The sequence below is a fragment of the Hydrogenophaga sp. genome, from assembly GCF_030373245.1.
Taxonomy (GTDB): Bacteria; Pseudomonadota; Gammaproteobacteria; order Burkholderiales; family Burkholderiaceae_C; genus Hydrogenophaga.
The window spans coordinates 121,544-143,219 of the sequence record NZ_JAUCZF010000007.1 but is presented as its reverse complement, the minus strand read 5'-3'; the positions used below and the strand labels follow the sequence as shown (position 1 = coordinate 143,219).

Genomic DNA, 21,676 nt, shown 5'->3' with positions numbered 1-21,676 from the left:
ACACAGACTTCTCGGCCCCAGAGGATATGGTCCGATTTACGAGATCGAAATCGCCGAGTTGATGGTCAGAAAGCTCCTGAAGAAACTCTGAGCCAAAGTCACCGTACGCATATGTCCTTGAGCCGTCCGCATCGTCGACGCGGCAAGGAAAGTTCCGGAGCAGCACGCTAATGCCATTGGAGGTACCGCTCAGATCGCCAATCACTTGCGGCTTCCAGTTTCGACGCTTGAATATGCCAAACATCAAAAGGCCAAACGTCCACGTTCAGGCGCGCGCTGCTTCTTGCGCGTCGCCTGCAACGCGTTGTTAGACCTCTCAGTCCTCGACACGGCGTATCTCAAAATCTGCGTGCTCATGCGGACGAGCCTTTACATGGTAGGCGAGATCACTGGCATGAGGTTCTTCTTCGTCGCCGGCCACTCCGGTTCCACTCTCGTAATCTTCAAGATGGTACTGGTCGTACCAAAGGCCGTTTGCGCCGACTCGCTTGATGTAAACAAAAATGGCCGCGGAGACGCCACATAGTGCCAGGACATCACGAAGGCAAATACCCTCGATGACGCACGGCTTACTCATGTCGCGGTCGTCCATCGCTTGCTTCAACCGCGCCACGTTCACCCCTTGGGTATAGGGGGGTGGATTGTCTCGCGGGGTGCTGTACGAATCTGTATGTATAACCTGTGCAGGAATGTCCCGACCGAGGTCATCGGCAAGCATTGACTTTCCAGACAAGCAAAAGCCCTCCACCGCGATTAATTGCTTTGGGTCAAATCGCCGAAGTTGCTCGCACAAGGCATCGTAGCTAGTCGGCGTGTCCATGAGAGGTCTAACGTCAAAGCTGCCCGGCACGCAGCAAGCGCCGCGAAGCGGCTATCTGATGCGGCGTGTCCGTGCCGAGCGTCCTGTTAAAAATCATATTCAGTGCTTCATCTGCCAAACGCTGCCCACCAGCCAATAGAGTGGGATCGCGAAGAACGACTGAAACCAGTAACTCATATTGCCGTCACCTCGGTATACGCAAGCCTTGATCTCGACACAGGTGCTATGTAATGCAACTTGCACGAACATCAGAACGAACCCCAGAATCAACGCTACAAAAAAGGCGGCGCCCCAGATTGAGGTCGAACCTGATTTCACCCGGCTCCTGCCGAACATGCCGGCCAGGAACAATCCAAACAAAGGAACCGACCAAGCAACTACGGGCGAGAGATCCATGATTTTTAACTTAGATGTATCCCGCAAAACGGCGGATAACATCGGACGCAGTCGTTAAACAAAGTCGCATGACTCCTCCAAAAGTCTATTTAAATCAATCATGTACAGCATCAATCTGGATGCATGAACAGGCATAACAAAAACGGCAAACCCGACTGGTCTTGGTTGCCGTCTGCGAAGCAGTGTAGCGGCGAGCCGTGGACACGAATGGCAGACCCTGCAGGCACCCGGCAACCCCTGGTCGGCGAATGAGGGATCGAGGACGGAAGACCGCTCAGGGCCTTCAGCAGCCGGTGGTCCCCCTGACACCGAAGACGCCAGCCACCAGGTCCCGCGCACCCCGCCCCTGACGCCAGACCGCCACTGTGTCGACATTGTGTCGACACAGTGGCGGTGGTGAACGGGCTCGCTGGTCAACACATCCTCAGGCGCCCACGCCGGAAACCCCGCGAAATCAGGCACTTGCGCGCGCCGGCCCGGCTGCGCGCCGCGCTGGCACGGCAGTTGCGAAACAGAACGCAGGCCATTCCGCCCGCCCCCTGTCTTGCGAGGTTCCCCATGAGCATCTCTGCCGTCCTGATCGCACCCGATCAACTGAACACGCTGCAAGCCACCGAACCGGTGGTGGTGATCGACACGCGCGACGCCGACACGTTTGCTGCCGGCCACATTCCCGGCGCGGTGAACCTGCGCGAAGTGTTCACCTTCCTCGCCACCTCCACGCCCGAGGGCTTGCAGGAACTCAAGGCCACGTTCGCCAAAGCGCTGGGCGATGCCGGCCTGTCGGGCAAAGAGACGGCGGTGTTTTACGAAGACGCGATGAACAGCGGCTACGGCCAGAGCTGCCGCGGCTACTACTTGCTGACCTGGCTGGGCTACCCGAAGATCAAGGTGCTCAACGGCGGCTTCAGCGCCTGGACGGCCGCGGGCCTGCCGGTGTCCACCACCGCGGCCGCGCCCACGCCGGCCACCTTCCCCGAGCTGCCCATGACCGACGTGATGCTGACCCAGGCCGATGTATTGGCCGCGCTGGGCAGCGACACGGTGTTGCTCGACGTGCGCGATGTGGACGAGTGGATCGGCGACAGCTCTTCGCCCTATGGCAAAGACTTCGCACCGCGCAAGGGCCGCCTGCCCGGCGCGGTGTGGATCGAGTGGTACCGCTTCATGAAGCCCTCTGCGCAGGGCCCGGTGTTCAAGACGCCGGACGAGGTGAAGGCCGAGTGCGCCAGCGCGGGCATCGCGCCGCAAGACACGGTGTACCTGTATTGCTTCAAGGGCGCGCGCGCGTCCAACACCTTTCTCGCGCTCAAGCAGGCGGGCTTCAGCGACGTGCGCATGTACTTCGGCTCGTGGAACGAGTGGTCGCGCGACCCCAGCCTGCCGATCGAATCCGGGCAGCCGCAGGTGACCCAGATCGCGCCGCCGGCCAAGCTCGCCCTGGCTGCCTGAGGCCAGGCCGGTCGCCCTTTTCTCTCTTTTTCTTTTTTTCCCAACCTGACCCACGGAGACAGCATGTCAGACACCGCCACCACCGAATCCACCCCCACCACCGTCAAGGCCTACCTGCGCCCCATCGATGCGGCGGGCCTCGCCACCTTTGCCGCCAAAGGCAAGGCCAACCCGGCCATGCGCGGCACCAACAAGGTCCACACGGTGATGGAAGGCCAGTACCGCTCGCTGTCCACCGTGGGCAACCACGCGCCGGTGGTGGTGGACGAGCCGCTGCACCTGTTTGGCGAAGACACCGCACCGGCGCCGGGCGAGATCGTGCTCTCGGGCCTGGGCGGCTGCATCGCCGTGGGCGTGACGGCGGTGGCGACCTGGAAGGGCGTGAAGCTGAGCAAGCTGGAGGTGTTCCTGGAAGGCGACATCGGCAACCCTGCCGCCTGGGGCGCCGGTGGCGCGCTGGAAAAGATGCCACCCGAGATGGGCTTTCAGGCGATTCGCGTGAAGGTGCTGGTGGAGGGCGACGCGCCTCGCGAGGTGCTGGACGAGATCGTGCAGCACGCGAATTTCTATTCGCCGGTGGCCAACTCCATGCGCAACCCGATTCCGTTCGAAATCACGAGCATGTGACTCCCCCGCGCCGCTGGCGGCCCGGCAGAGCCGGTTGCGCGGTGCCCTTGGCAGGGGCTGCTGCGGTCGGCGACACATCGCGCGAAGCCCTCAGCTTGTTGAACGGCTCGTCCACACAGAGGAAACGACATGAACCCCAAAGACCTGCCTCCCGAACTCGGCCACGAAGCGGCGACCGAGCAGCTGCTGGCCGCCGTGCGCGAGGTGGCGCGCGGGCCGCTGGCGACGGTGGTGGAGTCCATTGACCGCACGGGCTACTACCCGCGCGCGGAGATGAAGCAGCTCGCTGCGCTCGGCGCCATGAGTGCGCACCTGGACGCGCCCGCTGGTCGCGCCGACTTCGGCCTGGCGATCCGCGCCATGGCCGAGGTGTCGCAGGTCTGCGGCGCCACCGGCTTCATGATGTGGTGCCAGGCGGTGTGTGGCCTCTACATGCAGGCCTCGGGCAACCCGGCGCTGGCAGGCGACGCTTTGATGGCGCTGGCGCGCGGGGAGATGCTGGGCGGCACGGCCATGTCCAACCCGATGAAGAGCTACGCCAAGATTGAAACCCTGCTGCTCAAGGCCACGCCGGTCGAGGGCGGGTTTTCGGTGAGCGGCACCCTGCCCTGGGTGAGCAACCTGGGCCCGGACCACGTGTGCGGCGCGCTGGCTGGTGTGGTCGATGCCGAGGGCAACGTGGTGCGCGAGGTGATGTTTCTGCTGCGCTGCAATGGCGAGGGCGTGGAGATGCCCGAGTGCCCGAGCTTCTCGGCGATGGAAGGCACAGGCACTTACGCGCTGCGGCTCAAGAACCATTTCATCGGTGCGGGCGAGATCATGGCCGACCCGGCCAAGCCCTTCATTGCGCGCATCCGCAGCGCCTTCGTCATGCTCCAGTGCGGCATGGCGGTGGGCGTGACGCAGGGCGCCATCGACTCGATGTGGGCGGTAGAAGACCAGCTCGGCCATGTGAACCAGTACCTGGAAGACCGGCCCGATGCGCTGCAGGCCGAGCTGGACGCGCTCACCGCGCGTGTGATGAAGCTGGCCGAGACCCCGTTCAACCCTTCGGTGGAGTTTTTCATTGATGTGCTCGATGCGCGCGCCCACGGCGCCGAGCTCTCTCTGCGCGCGGCGCAATCGGCCCTGCTGCACCAGGGCGCGCGCGGCTACCTGATGAGTTCGCCCGTGCAGCGCCGGGTGCGCGAATCGCATTTCGTGGCCATCGTCACGCCGGCCATCAAGCACCTGCGCAGCGAGATCGCGCGCCTGAGTGCCGAGGTGTTGCCGACATGAACACGCTCTCTCCGGTGGCTGGCGCGGTGCAGGCCCTCGCCCCGGCGCCTTTCGAAACCTACATCTGCGAAGCCTGTGGCTACGTCTACGACGAAGCCCTGGGCGACCCCGATGGCGGCCTGCCGCCCGGCACGCGCTTCGCCGACATCCCCGACGACTGGGCCTGTCCGCTGTGCGGCGTGACCAAGGCCGACTTCAGCGCCTACGCCGCACCCTCGCTGGAGGCGCTGCGCAACCGGGTGCAGACCACAGCGGTGGTGACCACGCGGGGTGGCGCAGCCGGCGTGCTCATCGTCGGCGCCGGGCGCGCCGGCTGGCAGACCGCCGAGGCGCTTCGCGCGCTCGATGCCAGCATGCCCATCACCCTGGTGACGGCCTGCTCGGGCGACGTGTACGACAAGCCCCTGCTGTCGGTGGCCATGGCGCGTGGCCTGGACCCCGAGGCCCTGGTGAAGGAAACCGGCGCGCAGGCCGCCGCACGCCTGGGACTTCGCCTGCTGGCCCACACCCAGGCCACGCGCATCTGCACCGACACGCACACGCTGCGCACCACGCGCGGCAACCTGCGCTACGACCACCTGGTGCTCGCCCACGGCGCACGCACCGCCCTGCCCGCCAGCCTCCCGCCCGAGCTGTGCTGGCGCGTCAACCACCTGGCGGCCTACCAGAAGCTGCGCACCGCCCTGGGCGATGCGGCCTGCGATGGGCCGCGCGACGTGCTCATCGTCGGCGCCGGCCTGATCGGCAGCGAGCTGGCCAACGACCTGGCGCTCGGTGGGCACCGCATCACCCTGCTGGACACGCAGGCCGAGCCGCTTGCGCGTTGGCAAGGCGAGCAAGCGGGCGCGCGGCTGCTTGATGCCTGGAAAGACCTGAGCATCCGCTTTGTCGGCGGCGTGCAGGTGGCGCAGGTGGAATCGGTGGGAGGCCGCTACCGAGTGACCACCGCAGACGGCCAGCGCTTCGCCGCCGACCAGGTGATCGCCGCCCCCGGGCTTGCCACGCCCTCGCGCCTGGCCGAAAGCGCCGGGCTCGCCTGGGACCAGGGCATTGCGGTGGATGCGGCCACGCTGGGCACCAGCGTTGAAGGCATTCACGCGCTGGGTGACTGCATCACGGTGAACGGGCAGGCCAGCCGCTACATCGAACCCATTGCCCGCCAGGCGCGCGCCATCGCTGCGGCGATCTGCGGCGCCACCCCCGCGCCCTACGCGCTGCGCGCGGCCACGGTGCGCGTGAAGACCACTTCACACCCGATGACGCTGCACTGAGGCAGCAAGCACTCAGGCTTCGGCGCGGATCGGCACGGTGCGCCGCGCCGGCCGCTCGGCCCGCGCGCGCAGCTGGCCGCAACCACCGTCCACGTCTTGCCCAGCGGACTGACGCAGTTTCGTGAGGATGCCGCGGCGGTGCAGGCGGCGCGCCAGGTCGGCGGCTTTGTCCCAGCTCGGGCGGGTAAACGGCAGCTCCGGCACGGCGTTGTAGGGGATCAGGTTGAGGATCGCGAACTTGCCACTCAGCAGGCGCACCAGGCCTTCCACCTCATCGTCGCCATCGTTGATGCCATCCAGCAGCGTCCACTGGTACTGAATTGGGTAGTCGGTGGCGCGGGCGTAGGCCTCGCCCAGGGCCACCAGCTCGTCGGGTGCGATGCGCGGCGCGCGCGGCAACAGCTGTTCGCGCAGCTCGGCCTTCGTCGTGTGCAGCGAGAGCGCCAGGGCCGGCTTCACCCGTCCCAGCGGCAAGGCCTCGAACACGCGGGCGTCGCCCACGGTGGAGAACACCAGGTTCTTGCGGCCGATGTTGCCTAGGGTGCCGAGCAGGTCGATGGCTTCCATCACGTTGTCCAGGTTGTGCGCGGGCTCGCCCATGCCCATGAACACCACCTTTTTCACCGGGCGCCGGGCTCGGGCGAGCGCCACCTGGGCCACAATCTCGGCGCTGCCCACCTGGCGAATCAGGCCGGTGGTGCCCGTCATGCAGAACACGCAGCCCACCGCACAGCCCACCTGGGTGGACACGCACAGGCCACCGCGCGGCAGCAGCACGCTCTCCACCATTTGCCCGTCGGCCAGCTTCACCAGCAGACGCGCCGAGCCGTCGTCGGCCGGGTGCTCGCTGTGCAGCGTGGCCAGGGCGGCCAGTTCGCTGGCGATGGCGGGCAGCTCGGCCACCAGCGGCGCGGGCAGGAAATGCTGAACCTGGCGCCGGCCCGCCGTCTGCGGCAAGGCCTGGCTCCACAGGCGCAGCACGCGCTGCTCGTGGCGGGGATTGGCGCCCAGCGCGCGCAGGCGCTGGCGCAGGGATTCGATCTGCATGAGGTGGATTGTCTCCCCCCTGCGCCGCTTTGCGGTTTCCCCCGAGGGGGACCACGCCCTCGGCCCGGCAAAGCCGGCTCTTCGGCGTGTGCTGGTGAACTTCCCTTCGTTCAACGGGGTGTCGTGCATCGGCCGACAATGGAACGCCTAAGGAGATCTCTGATGAAGTCCGTGTCTTTCATCCAGCGCAACACGCAAGGCCACTGGGTCGGCGATGGCTTTCCGGTGCGCACGCTGTTTTCGTACAACGACGACCCCGCCGCTTTCTCGCCCTTTCTCATGCTCGACTACGGCGGCCCGATGAACTTCGAGCCGACCAGCCAGCGCCGCGGCGTGGGCGCGCACCCGCACCGCGGCTTCGAAACCGTGACCATCGTCTACGACGGCGAGGTCTCGCACCGCGACTCCAGTGGCGGTGGCGGCACCATCGGCCCGGGCGACGTGCAGTGGATGACGGCCGCCTCAGGCATCGTGCACGAAGAGTTCCACAGCGAGGCTTTTGGCCGCGCTGGCGGGCCGTTTCGCATGGTGCAGCTGTGGGTGAACCTGCCGGCGCGCGACAAGATGGCGCCGCCCGGCTACCAGGGCATCACCGCGGCGCAGACGCCCACCTTGGCCCTGCCCGATGTGAACGGCGAAGACGCGGGCACGGTGCGCCTGATCGCGGGCGAGTTCCAGGGCGCGCGCGGCCCGGCGCACACCTTCACGTCCATGCAGGTCTGGGACGTGCAACTGAAAGCCGGCCACACCGTGAATCTGCCCGCTCCCGATGGGCACACCACCGTGCCGCTGGTCTACCAGGGCCGGGTGAAGACGGCCGACGGCCAGGAAGCGGGCGACGCCGAAATGATCGTCTACGAGCGCGCGGGCGAAAGCGTGCAGCTCACCGCGATGGCCGACACCACCCTGCTCTGGCTCTGCGGCGAACCGATCGACGAGCCGGTGGTGGGCTATGGGCCGTTTGTGATGAACACGCCGCAGGAGATCCAGCAGGCGTTTGTCGATTTCCAGAGTGGCCGCATGGGGAGGCTGTGACCCACCCCTGCCACGCTGCGCGCGACCCCCTCAAGGGGGCGGCGCTGGCGGCCCGGCGGAGCCGGTTCCACGGCGCCCTGGGTTTTGGGCGTCAGCGCTCGTTTGACACCATTGGGAGATCGCCGTGCTTGAACTGATCATCAACGCCCGCGCCGCCGACCTGGGCCACGGGCTCACGGTGCGGCGGGTGCTGCCCCACGCCAAGCGCCGCATGGTGGGGCCGTTCGTGTTTCTCGACCACGCGGGGCCGGTGACGATCGCGCCCGACAACATCGCCCAGGCCGACGTACGGCCGCACCCGCACATCGGCCTGTCCACCGTGAGCTACCTGCTCAGCGGGCAGATCACCCACCGCGACAGCCTGGGCGTGCAGCAGGACATCAAACCTGGGGACGTGAACTGGATGACCGCCGGGCGCGGCATCAGCCACAGCGAGCGCTTCACCCACCCGCAGTCGTTTGCCGGCGGCGGGCTGGAGCTGATGCAGATGTGGGTCGCCCTGCCCGAGGCCTTTGAGGAGACCGAGCCCGCGTTCATCCACTACCCCCAGGCCGAGCTGCCGGTGAGTGAAGCCGAAGGCGTGTGGATGCGCCTGATCGCTGGCAGCGCCTACGGCATGACCAGCCCAGTGCGCACGCACTCTCCTCTGTTTTACGTGCACACCGAATGGCAAGCGGGCGCATCCAAAGCGCTGCCAGGCGGCCACAGCGAGCAGGCGGTGTACGTGGCCAAGGGTCGCATCGAATACGCGGGCGCGACCTACGAACCCGGGCAGATGCTGGTGTTCGGCGACGATCAAGAGACAGTGATCACCGCGAGCGAGAAAAGCACGCTGATGATCTTCGGCGGCGAGCCCGTGGGCCCGCGCCACGTGTTCTGGAACTTCGTGTCCTCGCGCCGGGAGCGCATCGAACAGGCCAAGGCCGACTGGCAGGCTGGCCGTTTTCCGCTGCCACCCGGCGACGATCAGGAATGGATTCCGCTGCCAGGCTGAACGCCTTTGCTCGCGTGGTCCGAGCGCTCGATCAGAGTCCGAGTTCGCTCAAGCCGGGATGGTCGGCCGGGCGCGAGCCCAGCGGCCAGTGAAACAGGCGCTCGGCCTCGGTGATGGGCCGGTCGTTGATGCTGGCATGGCGCTGCTCCATGTAGCCCAGCGCATTGAACTGCCAGTTCTCGTTGCCGTGCGAACGGAACCACTGGCCCGAATCGTCGTGCCATTCGTAGACGAAGCGCACGGCGATGCGGTTGTCGGTGAACGCCCACAGTTCCTTGATGAGCCGGTAGTCCAGCTCTTTGGCCCACTTGCGCACCAGGAAGGCGTGCACCTCGGCCCGGCCCACCGGGAACTCCGCGCGGTTGCGCCAGCGCGTGTCCTCGGTGTAGACCTTGACCACCCGGTCCGGGTCGCGCGAGTTCCAGGCGTCTTCCGCGCCACGTACCTTTTGCGCAGCGGACTCGGCGGTGAACGGCGGCAGAGGCGGTCGAGGTTCCATAGCGAATCAGGTTCCGAAATGTGCGGACTGGGCGCGGGGGTGGACCACCCCTCCGGCGCGAAGTGCCTCCATCCAGCGGGCGCCGTGGAACGGGCTTTGCCCGGCCACAGGCGCCGTCCCCCTGCAAGGGGGAAGCCGCGCAGCGGCGCAGGGGGTTAGTACTGTTTATAGGGGAGGAATTTGCCCGACATCACGATGTTCACGCGGTCGCCGTTCGGGTCGGCCTGGCGCTTCATGTCCATCTTGAAGTCGATCGCACTCATGATGCCGTCGCCAAACTCTTCGTGGATCAGTTCCTTGAAGGTGGTGCCGTAGACGTTGACGAGTTCGTAGAAGCGGTAGATCAGCGGATCGGTCGGCACGCTGGTGGGCAGCGAGCCTTTGTAGGGCACCACCATCAGCCACTTCTGCTCCTCGGCACTCAGGCCAAAGATCTTGCCCAGCACCTTGGCCTGGGCGGCGGTGGCCGTCATCTGGCCCAGGCACAAAGCCGTGGTCCATTCCTTGGACTGGCCCACCTTCTTGGCCACGTCGGCCCATTGCAGGCCCTTGCTGACTTTGGTGGTGATGATTTTTTCGGTGACGTCGAGTCGGCTCATGGTGTTGCCTCGTTGTGGTGAAGAAATAAAAAGAAGAAGAAAGATGTGGAAAAGAAAAGCGGTGGAGGAGAGAAGGGAAGCAACTCAAGGGCGCCGCGGAACCGGCTTCGCCGGGCCGCCAGCGCCGCCCCCTGGGGGGTGACGCCGCAGGCGGCCCGGGGGGAGACTTTCTTGCGGCGCGGGGGGTCAGCGCGCCTTCGCGCGCGTGACGAGGAAATCCACAATGTGGTTGCGCAGGTCGTAATAGCCGTCGAGGTGATGAAGCTGCGCACGCGTGCGGCTGCGCGGCAGCGGGTTGACCACCACCTCGGCCATGCCGCCCGGCGCGTAACCGCCGCCTTCGAGCTCCTGGCCGTTGGTCATGAGCAGGATGCGGTCGGCCAGCAGGATGGCTTCGTCCACGTCGTGCGTGATCATGAAAACCGTCTGCTGAGTCTGGCGCACGATGCTCATCAGCTCGTCCTGAATCGTGCCGCGGGTGAGCGCATCCAGCGCACCGAAAGGCTCGTCGAGCAGCAGCATCTTGGGCTGGATGGCAAACGCGCGCGCAATGCCCACGCGCTGCTTCATGCCGCCCGAGAGCTGGCTGGGCTTTTTGTCGATGGCAGGCGTGAGACCCACCAGCGCCACGAACTTCTCCACCTGCTCGTTGATCTGCGCCTTGCTCCACTCGGGCCAGCGCGACTTCACCGCGAAGGCGATGTTTTGCCGCACGGTGAGCCAGGGCATGAGGGCGTGGCTCTGGAACACCACGCCGCGCTCCAGACTGGGGCCGGAGATTTCGCGACCGTCCATGAAGCAGTGCCCCGAAGTGGCCGTGTCGAGACCGGCGAGCACGTTGAGGATGGTGGTCTTGCCGCAGCCGCTGTGGCCGATGATGCAGACGAACTCGCCCTGGTCGATGGCAAACGACACGTCGGCAAACACCGGCTTGTCGGCCTGGTAGGCCTTGGCGAGCTGCTCGACCTTGAGAAAACCGGACATGTTGGAACTCACCTGAGGGGTTGGACGCGGGGCCGTCAGGACAACGCCCTGGCGGTCGAAAGATTCACTCCACATAGGTCACCACCTTCTGCAACTGGGCAAACATGAGGTCGAGCAGCATGCCGACCACGCCGATCACCAGCACCGCAAAAATCACGTTGGTGAGCGACAGGTTGTTCCACTCGTTCCAGACGAAGTAGCCGATGCCGGTGCCGCCGACCAGCATCTCGGCCGCCACGATCACCAGCCAGGCGATGCCCATGCTGATGCGCATGCCGGTGAGGATGGTGGGCGCTGCCGCCGGCAGGATCACCTGCATGGCCTTGCGCAGAGGGCTCACCTCCAGCGTGCTGGCGACGTTGAGCCAGTCTCGCCTGACCGAGGCCACACCAAAGGCGGTGTTGATCAGCATCGGCCAGATGGAGCAGATGAAGATGACGAACACGCCGCTGACGTTGGAATCCTTGAGCGTGTAGAGCGCCAGCGGCATCCAGGCCAGCGGACTGATGGGCTTGAGGACCTGCACAAACGGGTCGAACGCCTTTTGCATCAGGGGCGACATGCCGATCAGAAAACCGAGCGGGATCGCCACCGCCATCGCCAGCAGAAAGCCCGCTGCCACGCGCGCCAGCGAATGCCCGAGCTGAATGCCCACGCCCTTGTCGTTCGGGCCGTTGTCGTAAAACGGGTTGGACAGGTGCGCCCAGCTCGCCTCGGCCACGGCCAGCGGCTGCGGAAAGCCCGTGGTCTTTTCGGCGCCCGGGTCTTTGCCGAGCAGCTTGGCGTACTCGATCTCTTCGGCCGTCATGCCTGCACTGGAGCCGCCGACCGAGGGTGCTGACGTGCCCAGGTGCCAGGCGCCGACAAAACACACGAACAGCAGCAGCGAGACCAGCGCGGCCCGCAGGTTGAGGTTGAGCGTTTTCATAGTATTGGAGAGATTGGGTTGAATACGCCGTGACCCTGCTCAGGAATGCCGTGGCGCCGGCTTTGCCGGGCCACAGGCATTACCCCTTGGAGGGGGTCGCGCAGAGCGCGGCGGGGGTGCTTCATGCCTTGCTGATGGCAAAGCTCTTGGCGTAAGCCGCGGCCTTGGCCGGATCGAACTCCTTGCCCATGATGGTGTGCTTCTTGTAGCCTGGGCCAGCTTCGAACGGCATGCCCAGATCCTTCATGTGTTTGCGTGCATCGGTGATGAGGAACACGCGCTCGGCAATCTGGTTGTAGTTCACATCGCCTTTCACATAACCCCAGCGCTGCATCTGCGTGAGCATCCACACCGCCATGCTCTGCCAGGGCATGGGGTCGAAGTCGGCGCGGTCGGGCACGGTCTGCACATTGCCTAGGCCATCGGCAAATCGACCGGTCAGCACCTGCGCCACCACCGTCTCGGGCTGGTTCAGGTAAGCCTGGGGCGAGATCACCTTGGCGATCAGCTCGCGGTTCTTGGGCTGGCGCGCCATGGCCGCGGCGGTGAGCACCGCACGGTAGAGCGCGGCAAAGGTGTTGGGGTTCTGCTGGATGAACTCGGTGCTGGTGCCGAAGGCACAGCAGGGGTGGCCGTTCCACAGGTCCTTGGTCAGCACGTGCAGGAAGCCGATCTCGTCAAACACCGCGCGCTGGTTGAAGGGGTCCGGGCCGAGGTAGCCGTCGATGTTGCCGGCGCGCAGGTTGGCCACCATCTCCGGTGGCGGCACAACGCGGATCTGCACATCGGTGTCGGGGTTGATGCCGGCCTCGGCGAGGTAGTAGCGCAACAGGAAGTTGTGCATCGAGTACTCGAACGGCACGCCGAACTTGAACCCTTTCCACTGCTTGGGATCGCGCTTGTCCTTGTGTTTGTTGTGCAGCGTGATCGCCTGGCCATTGGTGTTCTGGATCGTGGCCACGTTCATGGGCACGGCGTTCGAGCCGGCGCCCATCGAGATCGCCAGCGGCATGGGCGAGAGGAAGTGCGTAGCGTCGTACTCCTTGTTGATCATCTTGTCGCGGATCAGCGCCCAGCCCGCGGTCTTGATGACGTCCACGTTGAGGCCTTGCTTCTCATAGAAGCCCAGCGGTTTGGCCATGATGAGCGGCGTGGCGCAGGTGATCGGGATGAACCCAATCTTCAGGTTGGTCTTCTCCAGCGCGCCCTTCTTGTCCTGGGCCATGGCCTGCAGGCTGGCCACCGGCAGCAGGCTGGAGATGGCGGCCATCGCCGTGCCCTTGCCAACCGCACGCAGGAAGCGACGGCGCACCGCGTCCTGCGGGAACAAGGCCTTCATCAGCGTGGCCTCGATGAACTCGTTGCTGTAGGCCTCGAACTCGGCCGTCTCGCTGCGCTCGCGCAGGGTTTTCGTGGCCTGCGCTGCACTGGCTTGCTCCGCCTCGTGCTCGGCCACGGTGTGGTCGCGCCCGCAGCTGCACTTCATCATCAGTGGACGGTCGGCGTTGTAGGGATCGAAGAATTCGGACATGGCACACCTCATGAGTTGAAGACGTTGATGCTCTGCAAGCACCGGGCCAGCTGAGCGCCCGATGCGGCGATGGTTGGAGGCTGGCGGTTTTTCGTGCCCACGTGATCGACAGCGCGTAGGGCCAGCCCTACAAATGCCCGATGTGGGGCGGACAAAGGCTGCCCGCCCTGGGCCAACACCGATGACCGGCGCTTGCAAGCCCTGCCTGAAAGAGCGGTGGCCCCTCGGATCGCGCACCAACCACGCGCGCCGAAGCGGCCACCAGCACCAAGGCGGTGCGTCAGCCCCGGCCGATGGCGAAAGACTTCACATAGGCCTCGGGTTTGGCAGGATCAAAGGTCTTGCCCATGATCACGTGCGTCTTGCTGTTGGTCGCAGGCGCGGTGAAGCCGAGCTCGGCCATGCGCTTGCGTGCGTCGGTGGCGAGGAACACCTGCTCGGCCACCTGGGCGTAGTTGATGTCCTGCTTCACATAGCCCCAGCGCTTCATTTGCGTCAGCATCCACACCGCCATCGACTGCCACGGGAAGGGGTCGAAGTTGATGCGGTTGGGTTCGTTGCGCACCGTGCCCAAGCCATCGGCGAAGCGACCCAGCAGCACCTGCTCGAGCACGGTGAGTGGCTGGTTGAGGTAATTCGGCCCGGCAATGGCGGCGGCCACCGCGGGTCGGTTCTCCATCTTGGAGCAATGCAGGGTGGAGGTGACGATGGCGCGGAACAGGGCGGCAAAGGTGTTGGGGTTCGTTTCCACAAACTTGCGCGTGGCGGCAAAGGCGCAGCAGGGGTGGTTGTCCCAGAGCTCGCTGGTGAGCAGGTGGATGAATCCCACGCCGTCGAACACGGCGCGCTGGTTGAACGGCTCGGCGACGATGAAGCCATCGATGTTTTCCGCGCGCAGATTGGCCACCATGTCGGGCGGCGCCATCACGCGCAGCTGCACATCGGTATCGGGATCGATGCCGTTTTCGGCCAGGTAGTAGCGCAGCAGGAAGTTGTGCATGGAGAAGTCGAACGGGATGGCGAACTTCATGCCCTTCCACTTCTTCGGGTCCCGGTTGTCTTTGTGCTTCACGTGCAAGGTGATGGCGTTGCCGTTCACGTTTTCAATCGCGGGCATGACCATGGGCGTGGCGTCTGCGCCGAGCCCCATGCTGATGGCCAGCGGCATGGGCGAGAGCATGTGCGAAGCGTCGAACTCGGCCGCGAGCGTCTTGTCACGCACCACGGCCCAGCCCGCGGTTCGATTGAGCGCCACCTTGAGCCCCTCTTTGGCGTAGAAGCCCAGCGGGTCGGCGGCCACCAGCGGCGTGGCGCAGGTGATGGGCAGGAAGCCGATTTTCAGATCGGTTTTTTCCAGTGGCTTTCTGTCTTGCGCGAGCGCCTGCATCGCGCCCATGGGGAACAGGCTGGCAATGGCCGCCATGGCGGTGGGTCGGCCCACTGCTTTCAGGAAGGCGCGGCGCACCGGCTCCTGCGGAAACAGGGCCTTGACCAGGGCCGCTTCCATGAAGTCGGCGGCGCGCTGTTCCTCGGCGTTCATGCCGGCGTTTTCCATCAGCCGCCGTGGACCCGAATGGGCGGCACCAAACGCCTGTATGTGCTCCGCCACGGTGTGCGGCTGGCCGCAGGTGCAGCGCATGCGCAAGGGTCGGTCGGCATCGAAAGGATCGTATTCAGCGGTCATGGCGCACCTCGTGAGTTGATGAACGGGGTGGGTGTTGCAAGCGCCGCGCCAGATGGCAGCGCCGCTGAGCCATTCGACGTGGCTGGCACCACGTCACGTAGGGGCAGCCCTACAAATTCACGCGAACCGCGAGCCTGAAGCGCCTCTCAGGTGGTGGTTTGCCCTGGTGTGGCGTTGCGCGCGTGGCGCTCAGCGTAGAGCGCGAGCTCGACGCCGTTCTTCGCACCGGTTTTTTCCAGGATGCGTGCACGGTAAGTGCTCACCGTGTTGGGAGCCAGACCGAGCTGTGCACCAATCTCGCTCACGGTATGCCCCTGCGTGAGCAGCCGGTAGACCTGATGCTCGCGGTGCGACAGGGCTTCGGGGCCAACGTGTGTGCGGGCCTGGCCAACAGCGGTGGCCAGTGCTTCGGCGGTGGCCTCGGTGAGGTAGACACCACCTTGCGCCACCTTGCGCACCGCGGCCAGCATGTCGTCTGGGTCTGCACTCTTGTTCAGATAGCCGCTGGCGCCCAGGCGGATGCAGCGCACCGCATATTGCTTCTCCGGGTAGGTGCTGAGCATGAGCACCGGCAGCCGCGGGTGGTCTCGCTTGAGGGTTTGCAGCACGTCGAGCCCGTCGATGCCGGGCAGCGCGATGTCGAGCAAGACCAGGCTCAGACCAGCGGCACCTGGCGCCATCCAGGCCGCCACCTGCGCCAGCACCTCGGGGCCACTGGGCGCCTCGGCCACCACGGTCACGTCGGGCGCATCGGCCAGCACCTGCTTCAGGCCTTCGCGCACGATGCGGTGGTCATCGCCAATGAGCACGCGGATGGTGTCGGTGTCGATGGGGGTCATGCCGAGGCCTCCGGGGAAATGGCGACCGAGAGGCACATGCGTGTGCCGGCGCCGGGCGCGCTGGTGATATCGATGCGCCCGCCAAAATGCCCGGCGCGCTCGCGCATGCCCATGACGCCGTAAGCGTCGGCGGCCTCAAACGCCTGCGGCGGCGCGCCCTGGCCGTCGTCCTGCACGGCCAGCGTGAGCAGGCCGCCCGAAAACGCGATGTGCACCTGCAGCGTCTGCGCGCGGGCGTGGCGCCCCACGTTGCTCAGCATCTCCTGGAAGATGCGGAACACCGCCATGGCCAGCGGCTCGGGCAGCTCCAGGGACTCGTCCAGCGCCAGACGCCAGTCGAGCTCGAGCTCGGCCGAGGCCACGAACTCCTGGGCCTGCCACTCAAGCGCCGCCCACAGACCCTGGTGGTCGAGGATGCTGGGGCGCAGGTCGGTGATGATGCGACCCACGTTGTCCACCGCGGTCTCGATCAGGCGACTCATGTTCTGGCATTTGCAGCGCATGCGCTCGCGCATGTCGGTGGCCGCCTCAGGCGGGCGCTGGGCCTGCTCGGCCAGGCGCTTGTCCATCCAGTTCACGTCCATCTTGAGCGCCACCAGCAGGCTGCCCAGCTCGTCGTGCACCTCGCGGGCGATGCGGGTGCGCTCTTCTTCGCGCACAGTATCGGACCACGCCGCCAACTCGCGCACCCTCTGCAATGCGGTCTCCAGCGCGAGCGTGCGCTCACGCACGCTGGCTTCCAGTCCGTCCTTGGCCCGTTGCAGTGCGTCGGCCGCGCGCCGGCGCTCGGTGATGTCCACAAACGTGACCACCGCACCCAGCACCCGCCCGGCCTCCAGGATCGGGTGGCTGGAATACTCGACCGGAAAGGCCGTGCCATCACGACGCCAGAACACCTCGCTGTCGATGCGGCACGGCAGGCCCTGGCGAAAGGCGTTGAAGATGGGACACTCATGCTCGGGGTAGGCTGAGCCGTCAGGCCGGGCATGGTGCGTCAGCTCGTGCATGTTGCGCCCGCGCACCTCATCGGGCTCGTAACCGATCAGGCGCGCGCCGGCCGGGTTGATGAAGACACACAGTCCATCCAGGTCCACGCCGTAAATGCCCTCGCCGGTGGACGCCAGCAGCAGGGCCAGGGGATCGCGCCAGGCGTCGGCCGCGACCGGGGTGGTGCGGCCGTACAAAGCTTGTGCGTCAATCTGCATGCACCAGCATAAGCAATGGATGTGCCAAAGCAGTGCAATCGGTCACAGCGGATGGGGCGCGTCGGCGTCACAATGATCTGGTCGCTGTCCTGTCGGACAAACGCTCTGTAGTCTTCCACCATGTCCCTCTTCGACAAGTTGTTCGGTTCTCATCGCCAAGGGGATGCCCCCGAGTCTCGCCTGCCCGCCGAACGGCATGCCGCAGTTGGCGCATCGGATGCGGCACACCGCGCCGCCCAGATGCTGCGGGCGCCCACGGCGCTGATGCAGCTCGCCGAGCACGAGGCGCTGGCCGTGGTCGGCTTCATGCGACCGCGCGTGTTCAAGCGCGGCACCGAAATCATCCGCCAGGGCGAAACGGCCGATACCGGCTTCATGGTGCTGGTGCTTGAAGGCGAAATCACGGTGGAAAGCCTGATGGCCAGCCGCGTCAACGCCGCCACCGTCAAGGTGCTCGGCCCGGGCAGCCTCATCGGCGAAATGGCGCTGGTGGATGGCGCGGCGCGATCGGCCTCCTGCACCGCCAGCACGGAGGTGAAGTGCGCGGTGCTCACCCGCGAATCGCTTGAAGCCCTCACCACCGAACAACCCGCCACCGCCGCCAAATTGATGACGGCCGTGGCCCAGCGTCTGGCCGAACGCCTGCGCGAAAGCAGCCACAAGCTGCAGGTCTACAGCAAGCTGGTCGACACACTGCAGGAAGAGGTGGACCGCCTCATGCCCACCCCGCAGGGCAAGCACCGCAGCTAGGGTCTCTGTGGCACCGCTCGACCTCAAGCCGCTGGCTGTCGGTCATTTAACGCACACGCTGGGTCAATCCGACAGCGCTCGACCCTCCACCCCGCCAGAGACCTCCGTGCCACAGACCTTCATTCGCCCCCTGTCGTTTTCCGCCAGCCGCCCATGAGAGGCACCCCCGCCGAGACCCCAGCGTCCTGCCCGGTGCTGATCATGGGCGCGGGCAGCGTGGGCTGCTATGTGGGCGGCTGTCTGCAGGCCGCGGGTGTACCGGTGGATTTCGTGGGGCGGCCGCGCGTGCTCGATGGTTTGAGACAGCACGGCTTGCGGGTCACCGACCTCGACGGCGCGGATCGGCGCATCCCTGCGGACTCGCTGCGGCTGCACGAGCAAGTGCCTGCTGGCGGCGCGCACGCGCTGGTGCTGTTGTGCGTCAAGAGCCCGGCCACCGCCGCCGCCGCTCGCGAGCTGGCCGAACGTCTGCCGCTGGGTACCGTGGTGCTCTCGATGCAAAACGGCTTGCGCAATGCCGAGGTGGCCAGCGCGGCCGCGCCTGGCCTGCGGCTGGTGCCAGGCATGGTGCCGTACAACATCGCCGAACTGGCCCCGGGCCATGTGCATCGCGGCACCGATGGCCACCTGGCCGCCCGGCACGACGCCACACTGGCCGCCTGGGTGCCGCGGTTCAACGCCGCCGGCATCACGCTCGATCTGCATGCCGACCTGCTGCCCCTGCAATGGGGCAAGTTGTTGCTCAACCTGAACAACCCGGTCAACGCCTTGTCGGGCCTTCCGCTGCTCGCGCAGCTGCTCGACGCCGGCCACCGCCGTCAGTTCGCCGCACTGATGCAAGAAGCGCTGGGGGTGCTGAGCGCGGCAGGCATTCATCCCGCTCAACTCACGTCGCTGCCCTGGCCCTGGCTGGTGCGCGTGCTGCGCCTGCCCACACCGCTGTTCCGAGTGATCGCGGCGCGCATGCTCAGGGTGGACAAGCTGGCCAGGTCCAGCATGGCCGATGACCTGGCACTGGGTCGGCCTACCGAAATTGATGCCTTGAGCGGCGAGGTGGTGCGGTTGGCGAAGTCGGTTGGTGCCCAGGCACCGCTCAACGAGGCCATCACAGCGCGCGTGCGCGCGCTGCAGGCCTGAAGCGCTGTTGGGGCAACGCTGAACAAGTCCACGTGGATGCGGGCACCCGATGTCGGGATGGACCGCAAGGCGAAAAACGCAGATTGGCCGGCCGGCCCGGCGAGGCTATGCAACGCAGCGGACCGCCCGAGATTGGGATGCCCGCGCCGCGAGCGACTTGCTCAGCATTGCCTCAGGTGTTGGGCGCGGTTTTGCTGCTCCACACCATGGTGATGGCCAGAATCGTCAGCACCACGCCCAGCGACACCGCCACCGGGATCTTGTAGATGTCGATCAGCATCATCTTGGTGCCAATGAAGACCAGGATGATCGCCAGGCCATAGTTCAGCAGATGGAAGCGGCTGGCCGCAGCCTGCAGCAGGAAGAACATGGCGCGCAGGCCGAGGATGGCGAACACATTGCTGGTGAGCACGATGAACGGGTCTTTGGTGATGGCGAAGATGGCCGGGATCGAGTCCACCGCAAAAATCACGTCGGTCATGCCGACCAGCGCCACCACCATCAGCAGCGGCGTGGCGATCTTCTTGCCGTTTTCCACGGTCCAGAATTTTTCGCCGTCGTAATGCTGGCTCACCGGCAGGATCTTGCGCAAGAGCTTGAGCGCCGGGTTGTCTTCCAGGCTTTCTTCCTTGCCTGCTGCCCACCACATCTTGACGCCGGTGAGGATGAGGAAAGCGCCAAACACATACAGAATCCAGTGGAACTGGTCCAGCAGCCAGGCGCCCAGCAGGATCATGATGGTGCGCAGCACGATGGCGCCGATGATGCCAATCATCAACACCCGCTTCTGGAACGCAGGCGGCACCGAGAAGTAGGTGAAGATGAGCAAGAAGACAAAGATGTTGTCGACCGCCAGGCTCTTCTCGATCAGGTAGCCGGTGAGGAATTCCAGCGACTTTTCGTTGGCAATGGCCGTGGAGCCGGTGGTGTCGCGGATGGCAAACCAGAACAGCACGTTGAACAACAAGCTGAGTCCCACCCAGGCCAGCGACCAGTTCACCGCCTCGCGAACAGACACCTCGTGCGCGCCCTGCTTCTTGAGCACGACGAAGTCGACAAACAGCGCCACGATCACGAAGGTGACGAAGACGAGCCAGAGCCAGAGCGGCGCGATGGTTTCCATGAGGCAAAAGACCTGGACTGGGTGTTGACGGTCACACGGGCAAGGACTTGCCGAAGCCCGGCATGGCGCCTGGCCCCGTGTTTCCGGCCGCGTGACCACGCGGCGTGTTGAACAAAACCTCGCGGCCTTTTGATCGGCAGGGCCGTCAGGGGGTCGGGGAGGTTACTTTTCTTTCAGGAAACCCACGATTTTCGCGGTTGACCTGAAGTCGGCACAAGCTGACCCACCTTCAGTAAAAACCAGAAGGTCCGCCTTCGGCGCTTGCACCACTGCACCGCCAAGGCCTCCGAGGTCAGGCCGCTTCCCTGTAGAAGAACTCGCGTTTCACCGGGCGTGGCGCCTTTGGAGCCACGCTGTCGTGGATGGCGGCGATGTGTTGCGGTGTGGTGCCGCAACAACCCCCGACGATGTTCACCAGGCCTTCGGCTGCGAACTCACGCAGCAGGCGGCTGGTGACCTCGGGGGTTTCGTCAAAGCCGGTGTCACTCATGGGATTGGGCAGGCCGGCGTTGGGGTAGCAGCTGATGAAGGTGTCCCCCGCCACCTTGGCCAGTTCCTGGATGTAGGGGCGCATCAGCGTGGCGCCAAGGGCGCAGTTCAGGCCCACCGCCAGCGGTCGAATGTGGCGCACGCTGGCCCAGAAGGCGCTCACCGTCTGTCCGCTGAGGATGCGGCCCGAGGCGTCGGTCACGGTGCCGCTGATGATGACAGGCAGGCGCTCGCCGCTGGCCTCGAAAAACTCGTCAATGGCGAACAGCGCGGCCTTGGCGTTGAGCGTGTCGAAGATGGTTTCCACCAGCAACACATCGGCCCCGCCTTCCACCAGCGCCTCGACCTGCTCGTAATAGGCGGCGCGCAGCTGCTCAAACGTGACGTTGCGGGCACCGGCATCGTTCACGTCCGGGCTGATGCTGGCGGTCTTGGGCGTGGGACCCAGGGCGCCGCAGACGAAACGCGGCTTGTCAGGCGTTGAATACTTGTCGCACGCCTCGCGGGCAATGCGGGCCGAGGCCAGGTTCATCTCGCGCGCCAGGCCGGCCATGTCGTAGTCCTCTTGCGCGATGGTGGTGGCGCCAAAGGTGTTGGTCTCGATCAGGTCGGCACCGGCGGCCAGGTAGCTCTCGTGGATGTCGCGGATCACATCGGGCCGGGTCAGGCTCAGCAACTCGTTGTTGCCCTTGACATCCCTGTGAAAATCTTTGAAGCGCTCGCCGCGATACCCGGCTTCGTCGAGCTTGAAGCGCTGGATCATGGTGCCCATGGCGCCATCGAGGATGGCGATTCGCTTGGCGAGGATGCCGGGCAACGCCTGGGCGCGGGTGTATGCGGGTTGGGAAGCAGTCATCCCTTGATTGTAGAAAGCCTGGGCCGGCGCCGCGGCAATCCCCCAACCCCGCGCGGTCCACAGGGCATTCGGGCTACAGTCGTCTCAGGCGCCGACCGAGCAGCGCCCACGATCCCATCTTTTTCTTCCAAC

21 protein-coding genes are annotated in these 21,676 nt (G+C 65.6%); 8 read left to right on the top strand and 13 right to left on the bottom strand.

Annotated features, from left to right (window positions below; genetic code table 11):
* Nucleotides 1-316: 316 nt before the first annotated feature.
* On the bottom strand, nucleotides 317-820 hold the full coding sequence (locus QUV25_RS16160; protein ID WP_300865465.1) for a hypothetical protein: 504 nt from the start codon (nucleotides 818-820) through the stop codon (nucleotides 317-319).
* A 99-nt stretch (nucleotides 821-919) separates the two neighbouring features.
* Nucleotides 920-1,258, bottom strand: a complete 339-nt coding sequence (locus QUV25_RS16155; protein WP_300865463.1) for a hypothetical protein — start codon at nucleotides 1,256-1,258, stop codon at nucleotides 920-922.
* A 516-nt stretch (nucleotides 1,259-1,774) separates the two neighbouring features.
* Here QUV25_RS16155 and QUV25_RS16150 point away from each other — a divergent pair.
* The 4 genes from QUV25_RS16150 to QUV25_RS16135 all read left to right on the top strand — a co-directional run bounded on the left by QUV25_RS16150 (nucleotide 1,775) and on the right by QUV25_RS16135 (nucleotide 5,844).
* Entirely contained in the window at nucleotides 1,775-2,668 is an 894-nt protein-coding gene (locus QUV25_RS16150) for a sulfurtransferase (protein WP_300865462.1), read from the top strand.
* Nucleotides 2,669-2,731: 63 nt separating this feature from the next.
* Nucleotides 2,732-3,295: an OsmC family protein gene (locus QUV25_RS16145; RefSeq protein WP_300865461.1), complete on the top strand. Its 564-nt coding sequence runs from the start codon at nucleotides 2,732-2,734 to the stop codon at nucleotides 3,293-3,295.
* A gap of 129 nt (nucleotides 3,296-3,424) precedes the next feature.
* Nucleotides 3,425-4,573, top strand: coding sequence for an acyl-CoA dehydrogenase family protein (locus tag QUV25_RS16140; protein ID WP_300865460.1), 1,149 nt, complete (start codon nucleotides 3,425-3,427; stop codon nucleotides 4,571-4,573).
* The gene (locus QUV25_RS16135; RefSeq protein ID WP_300865458.1) at nucleotides 4,570-5,844 is read left to right on the top strand and encodes an FAD-dependent oxidoreductase; all 1,275 of its coding nucleotides are present in this window, start codon (nucleotides 4,570-4,572) and stop codon (nucleotides 5,842-5,844) included. The genes QUV25_RS16140 and QUV25_RS16135 overlap by 4 nt, the downstream gene beginning before the upstream one ends.
* 12 nt (nucleotides 5,845-5,856) lie before the next feature.
* Here QUV25_RS16135 and QUV25_RS16130 read toward each other — a convergent pair whose 3' ends face one another.
* Entirely contained in the window at nucleotides 5,857-6,891 is a 1,035-nt protein-coding gene (locus QUV25_RS16130; protein ID WP_300865457.1) for an RNA methyltransferase, read from the bottom strand.
* A 162-nt stretch (nucleotides 6,892-7,053) separates the two neighbouring features.
* On the opposite strand from QUV25_RS16130, the gene QUV25_RS16125 reads away from it, so the two are divergent.
* Together QUV25_RS16125 and QUV25_RS16120 are read left to right on the top strand one after the other, a co-directional pair.
* The gene (locus QUV25_RS16125; protein ID WP_300865456.1) at nucleotides 7,054-7,926 is read left to right on the top strand and encodes a pirin family protein; all 873 of its coding nucleotides are present in this window, start codon (nucleotides 7,054-7,056) and stop codon (nucleotides 7,924-7,926) included.
* 124 nt (nucleotides 7,927-8,050) lie between these two features.
* A complete protein-coding gene (locus QUV25_RS16120; RefSeq protein ID WP_300865455.1) occupies nucleotides 8,051-8,920 on the top strand; it encodes a pirin family protein in 870 nt (289 codons plus the stop codon).
* Nucleotides 8,921-8,951: 31 nt separating this feature from the next.
* Here QUV25_RS16120 and QUV25_RS16115 read toward each other — a convergent pair whose 3' ends face one another.
* The 8 genes from QUV25_RS16115 to QUV25_RS16080 all read right to left on the bottom strand — a co-directional run bounded on the left by QUV25_RS16115 (nucleotide 8,952) and on the right by QUV25_RS16080 (nucleotide 17,189).
* The gene (locus QUV25_RS16115; RefSeq protein WP_300865454.1) at nucleotides 8,952-9,419 is read right to left on the bottom strand and encodes a nuclear transport factor 2 family protein; all 468 of its coding nucleotides are present in this window, start codon (nucleotides 9,417-9,419) and stop codon (nucleotides 8,952-8,954) included.
* 155 nt (nucleotides 9,420-9,574) lie between these two features.
* Nucleotides 9,575-10,018 carry a cyanase gene (cynS, locus tag QUV25_RS16110; protein WP_300865452.1) on the bottom strand — a complete coding sequence of 148 codons (444 nt, stop codon included), beginning with the start codon at nucleotides 10,016-10,018 and terminating at the stop codon, nucleotides 9,575-9,577.
* 186 nt (nucleotides 10,019-10,204) lie between these two features.
* Nucleotides 10,205-11,002: an ABC transporter ATP-binding protein gene (locus QUV25_RS16105; RefSeq protein WP_300865451.1), complete on the bottom strand. Its 798-nt coding sequence runs from the start codon at nucleotides 11,000-11,002 to the stop codon at nucleotides 10,205-10,207.
* Nucleotides 11,003-11,066: 64 nt separating this feature from the next.
* Complete coding sequence (gene ntrB / locus QUV25_RS16100) at nucleotides 11,067-11,930, bottom strand: nitrate ABC transporter permease (protein ID WP_300865450.1); 864 nt, start codon at nucleotides 11,928-11,930, stop codon at nucleotides 11,067-11,069.
* A gap of 121 nt (nucleotides 11,931-12,051) precedes the next feature.
* The gene (locus QUV25_RS16095) at nucleotides 12,052-13,461 is read right to left on the bottom strand and encodes a CmpA/NrtA family ABC transporter substrate-binding protein (protein ID WP_300865448.1); all 1,410 of its coding nucleotides are present in this window, start codon (nucleotides 13,459-13,461) and stop codon (nucleotides 12,052-12,054) included.
* Between the two features lie 280 nt (nucleotides 13,462-13,741).
* Entirely contained in the window at nucleotides 13,742-15,145 is a 1,404-nt protein-coding gene (locus QUV25_RS16090; protein ID WP_300865447.1) for a CmpA/NrtA family ABC transporter substrate-binding protein, read from the bottom strand.
* A 146-nt stretch (nucleotides 15,146-15,291) separates the two neighbouring features.
* On the bottom strand, nucleotides 15,292-15,984 hold the full coding sequence (locus QUV25_RS16085) for a response regulator transcription factor (protein WP_300865445.1): 693 nt from the start codon (nucleotides 15,982-15,984) through the stop codon (nucleotides 15,292-15,294).
* Nucleotides 15,981-17,189 (bottom strand): PAS domain-containing sensor histidine kinase, encoded by a 1,209-nt coding sequence (locus QUV25_RS16080; RefSeq protein WP_300865444.1) that lies wholly within the window; start codon nucleotides 17,187-17,189, stop codon nucleotides 15,981-15,983. The genes QUV25_RS16085 and QUV25_RS16080 overlap by 4 nt, the downstream gene beginning before the upstream one ends.
* A 120-nt stretch (nucleotides 17,190-17,309) precedes the next feature.
* Here QUV25_RS16080 and QUV25_RS16075 point away from each other — a divergent pair, with 120 nt between their 5' ends.
* Both QUV25_RS16075 and QUV25_RS16070 read left to right on the top strand, forming a co-directional pair.
* The gene (locus tag QUV25_RS16075; RefSeq protein WP_300865443.1) at nucleotides 17,310-17,939 is read left to right on the top strand and encodes a cyclic nucleotide-binding domain-containing protein; all 630 of its coding nucleotides are present in this window, start codon (nucleotides 17,310-17,312) and stop codon (nucleotides 17,937-17,939) included.
* 153 nt (nucleotides 17,940-18,092) lie between these two features.
* Nucleotides 18,093-19,076, top strand: coding sequence for a 2-dehydropantoate 2-reductase (locus QUV25_RS16070; protein WP_300865442.1), 984 nt, complete (start codon nucleotides 18,093-18,095; stop codon nucleotides 19,074-19,076).
* A 172-nt stretch (nucleotides 19,077-19,248) separates the two neighbouring features.
* Here QUV25_RS16070 and QUV25_RS16065 read toward each other — a convergent pair whose 3' ends face one another.
* Both QUV25_RS16065 and QUV25_RS16060 read right to left on the bottom strand, forming a co-directional pair.
* A complete protein-coding gene (locus tag QUV25_RS16065) occupies nucleotides 19,249-20,199 on the bottom strand; it encodes a TerC family protein (protein ID WP_300865441.1) in 951 nt (316 codons plus the stop codon).
* Nucleotides 20,200-20,491: 292 nt separating this feature from the next.
* Nucleotides 20,492-21,544, bottom strand: a complete 1,053-nt coding sequence (locus tag QUV25_RS16060) for a homocysteine S-methyltransferase family protein (protein WP_300865439.1) — start codon at nucleotides 21,542-21,544, stop codon at nucleotides 20,492-20,494.
* Nucleotides 21,545-21,676: the final 132 nt, after the last annotated feature.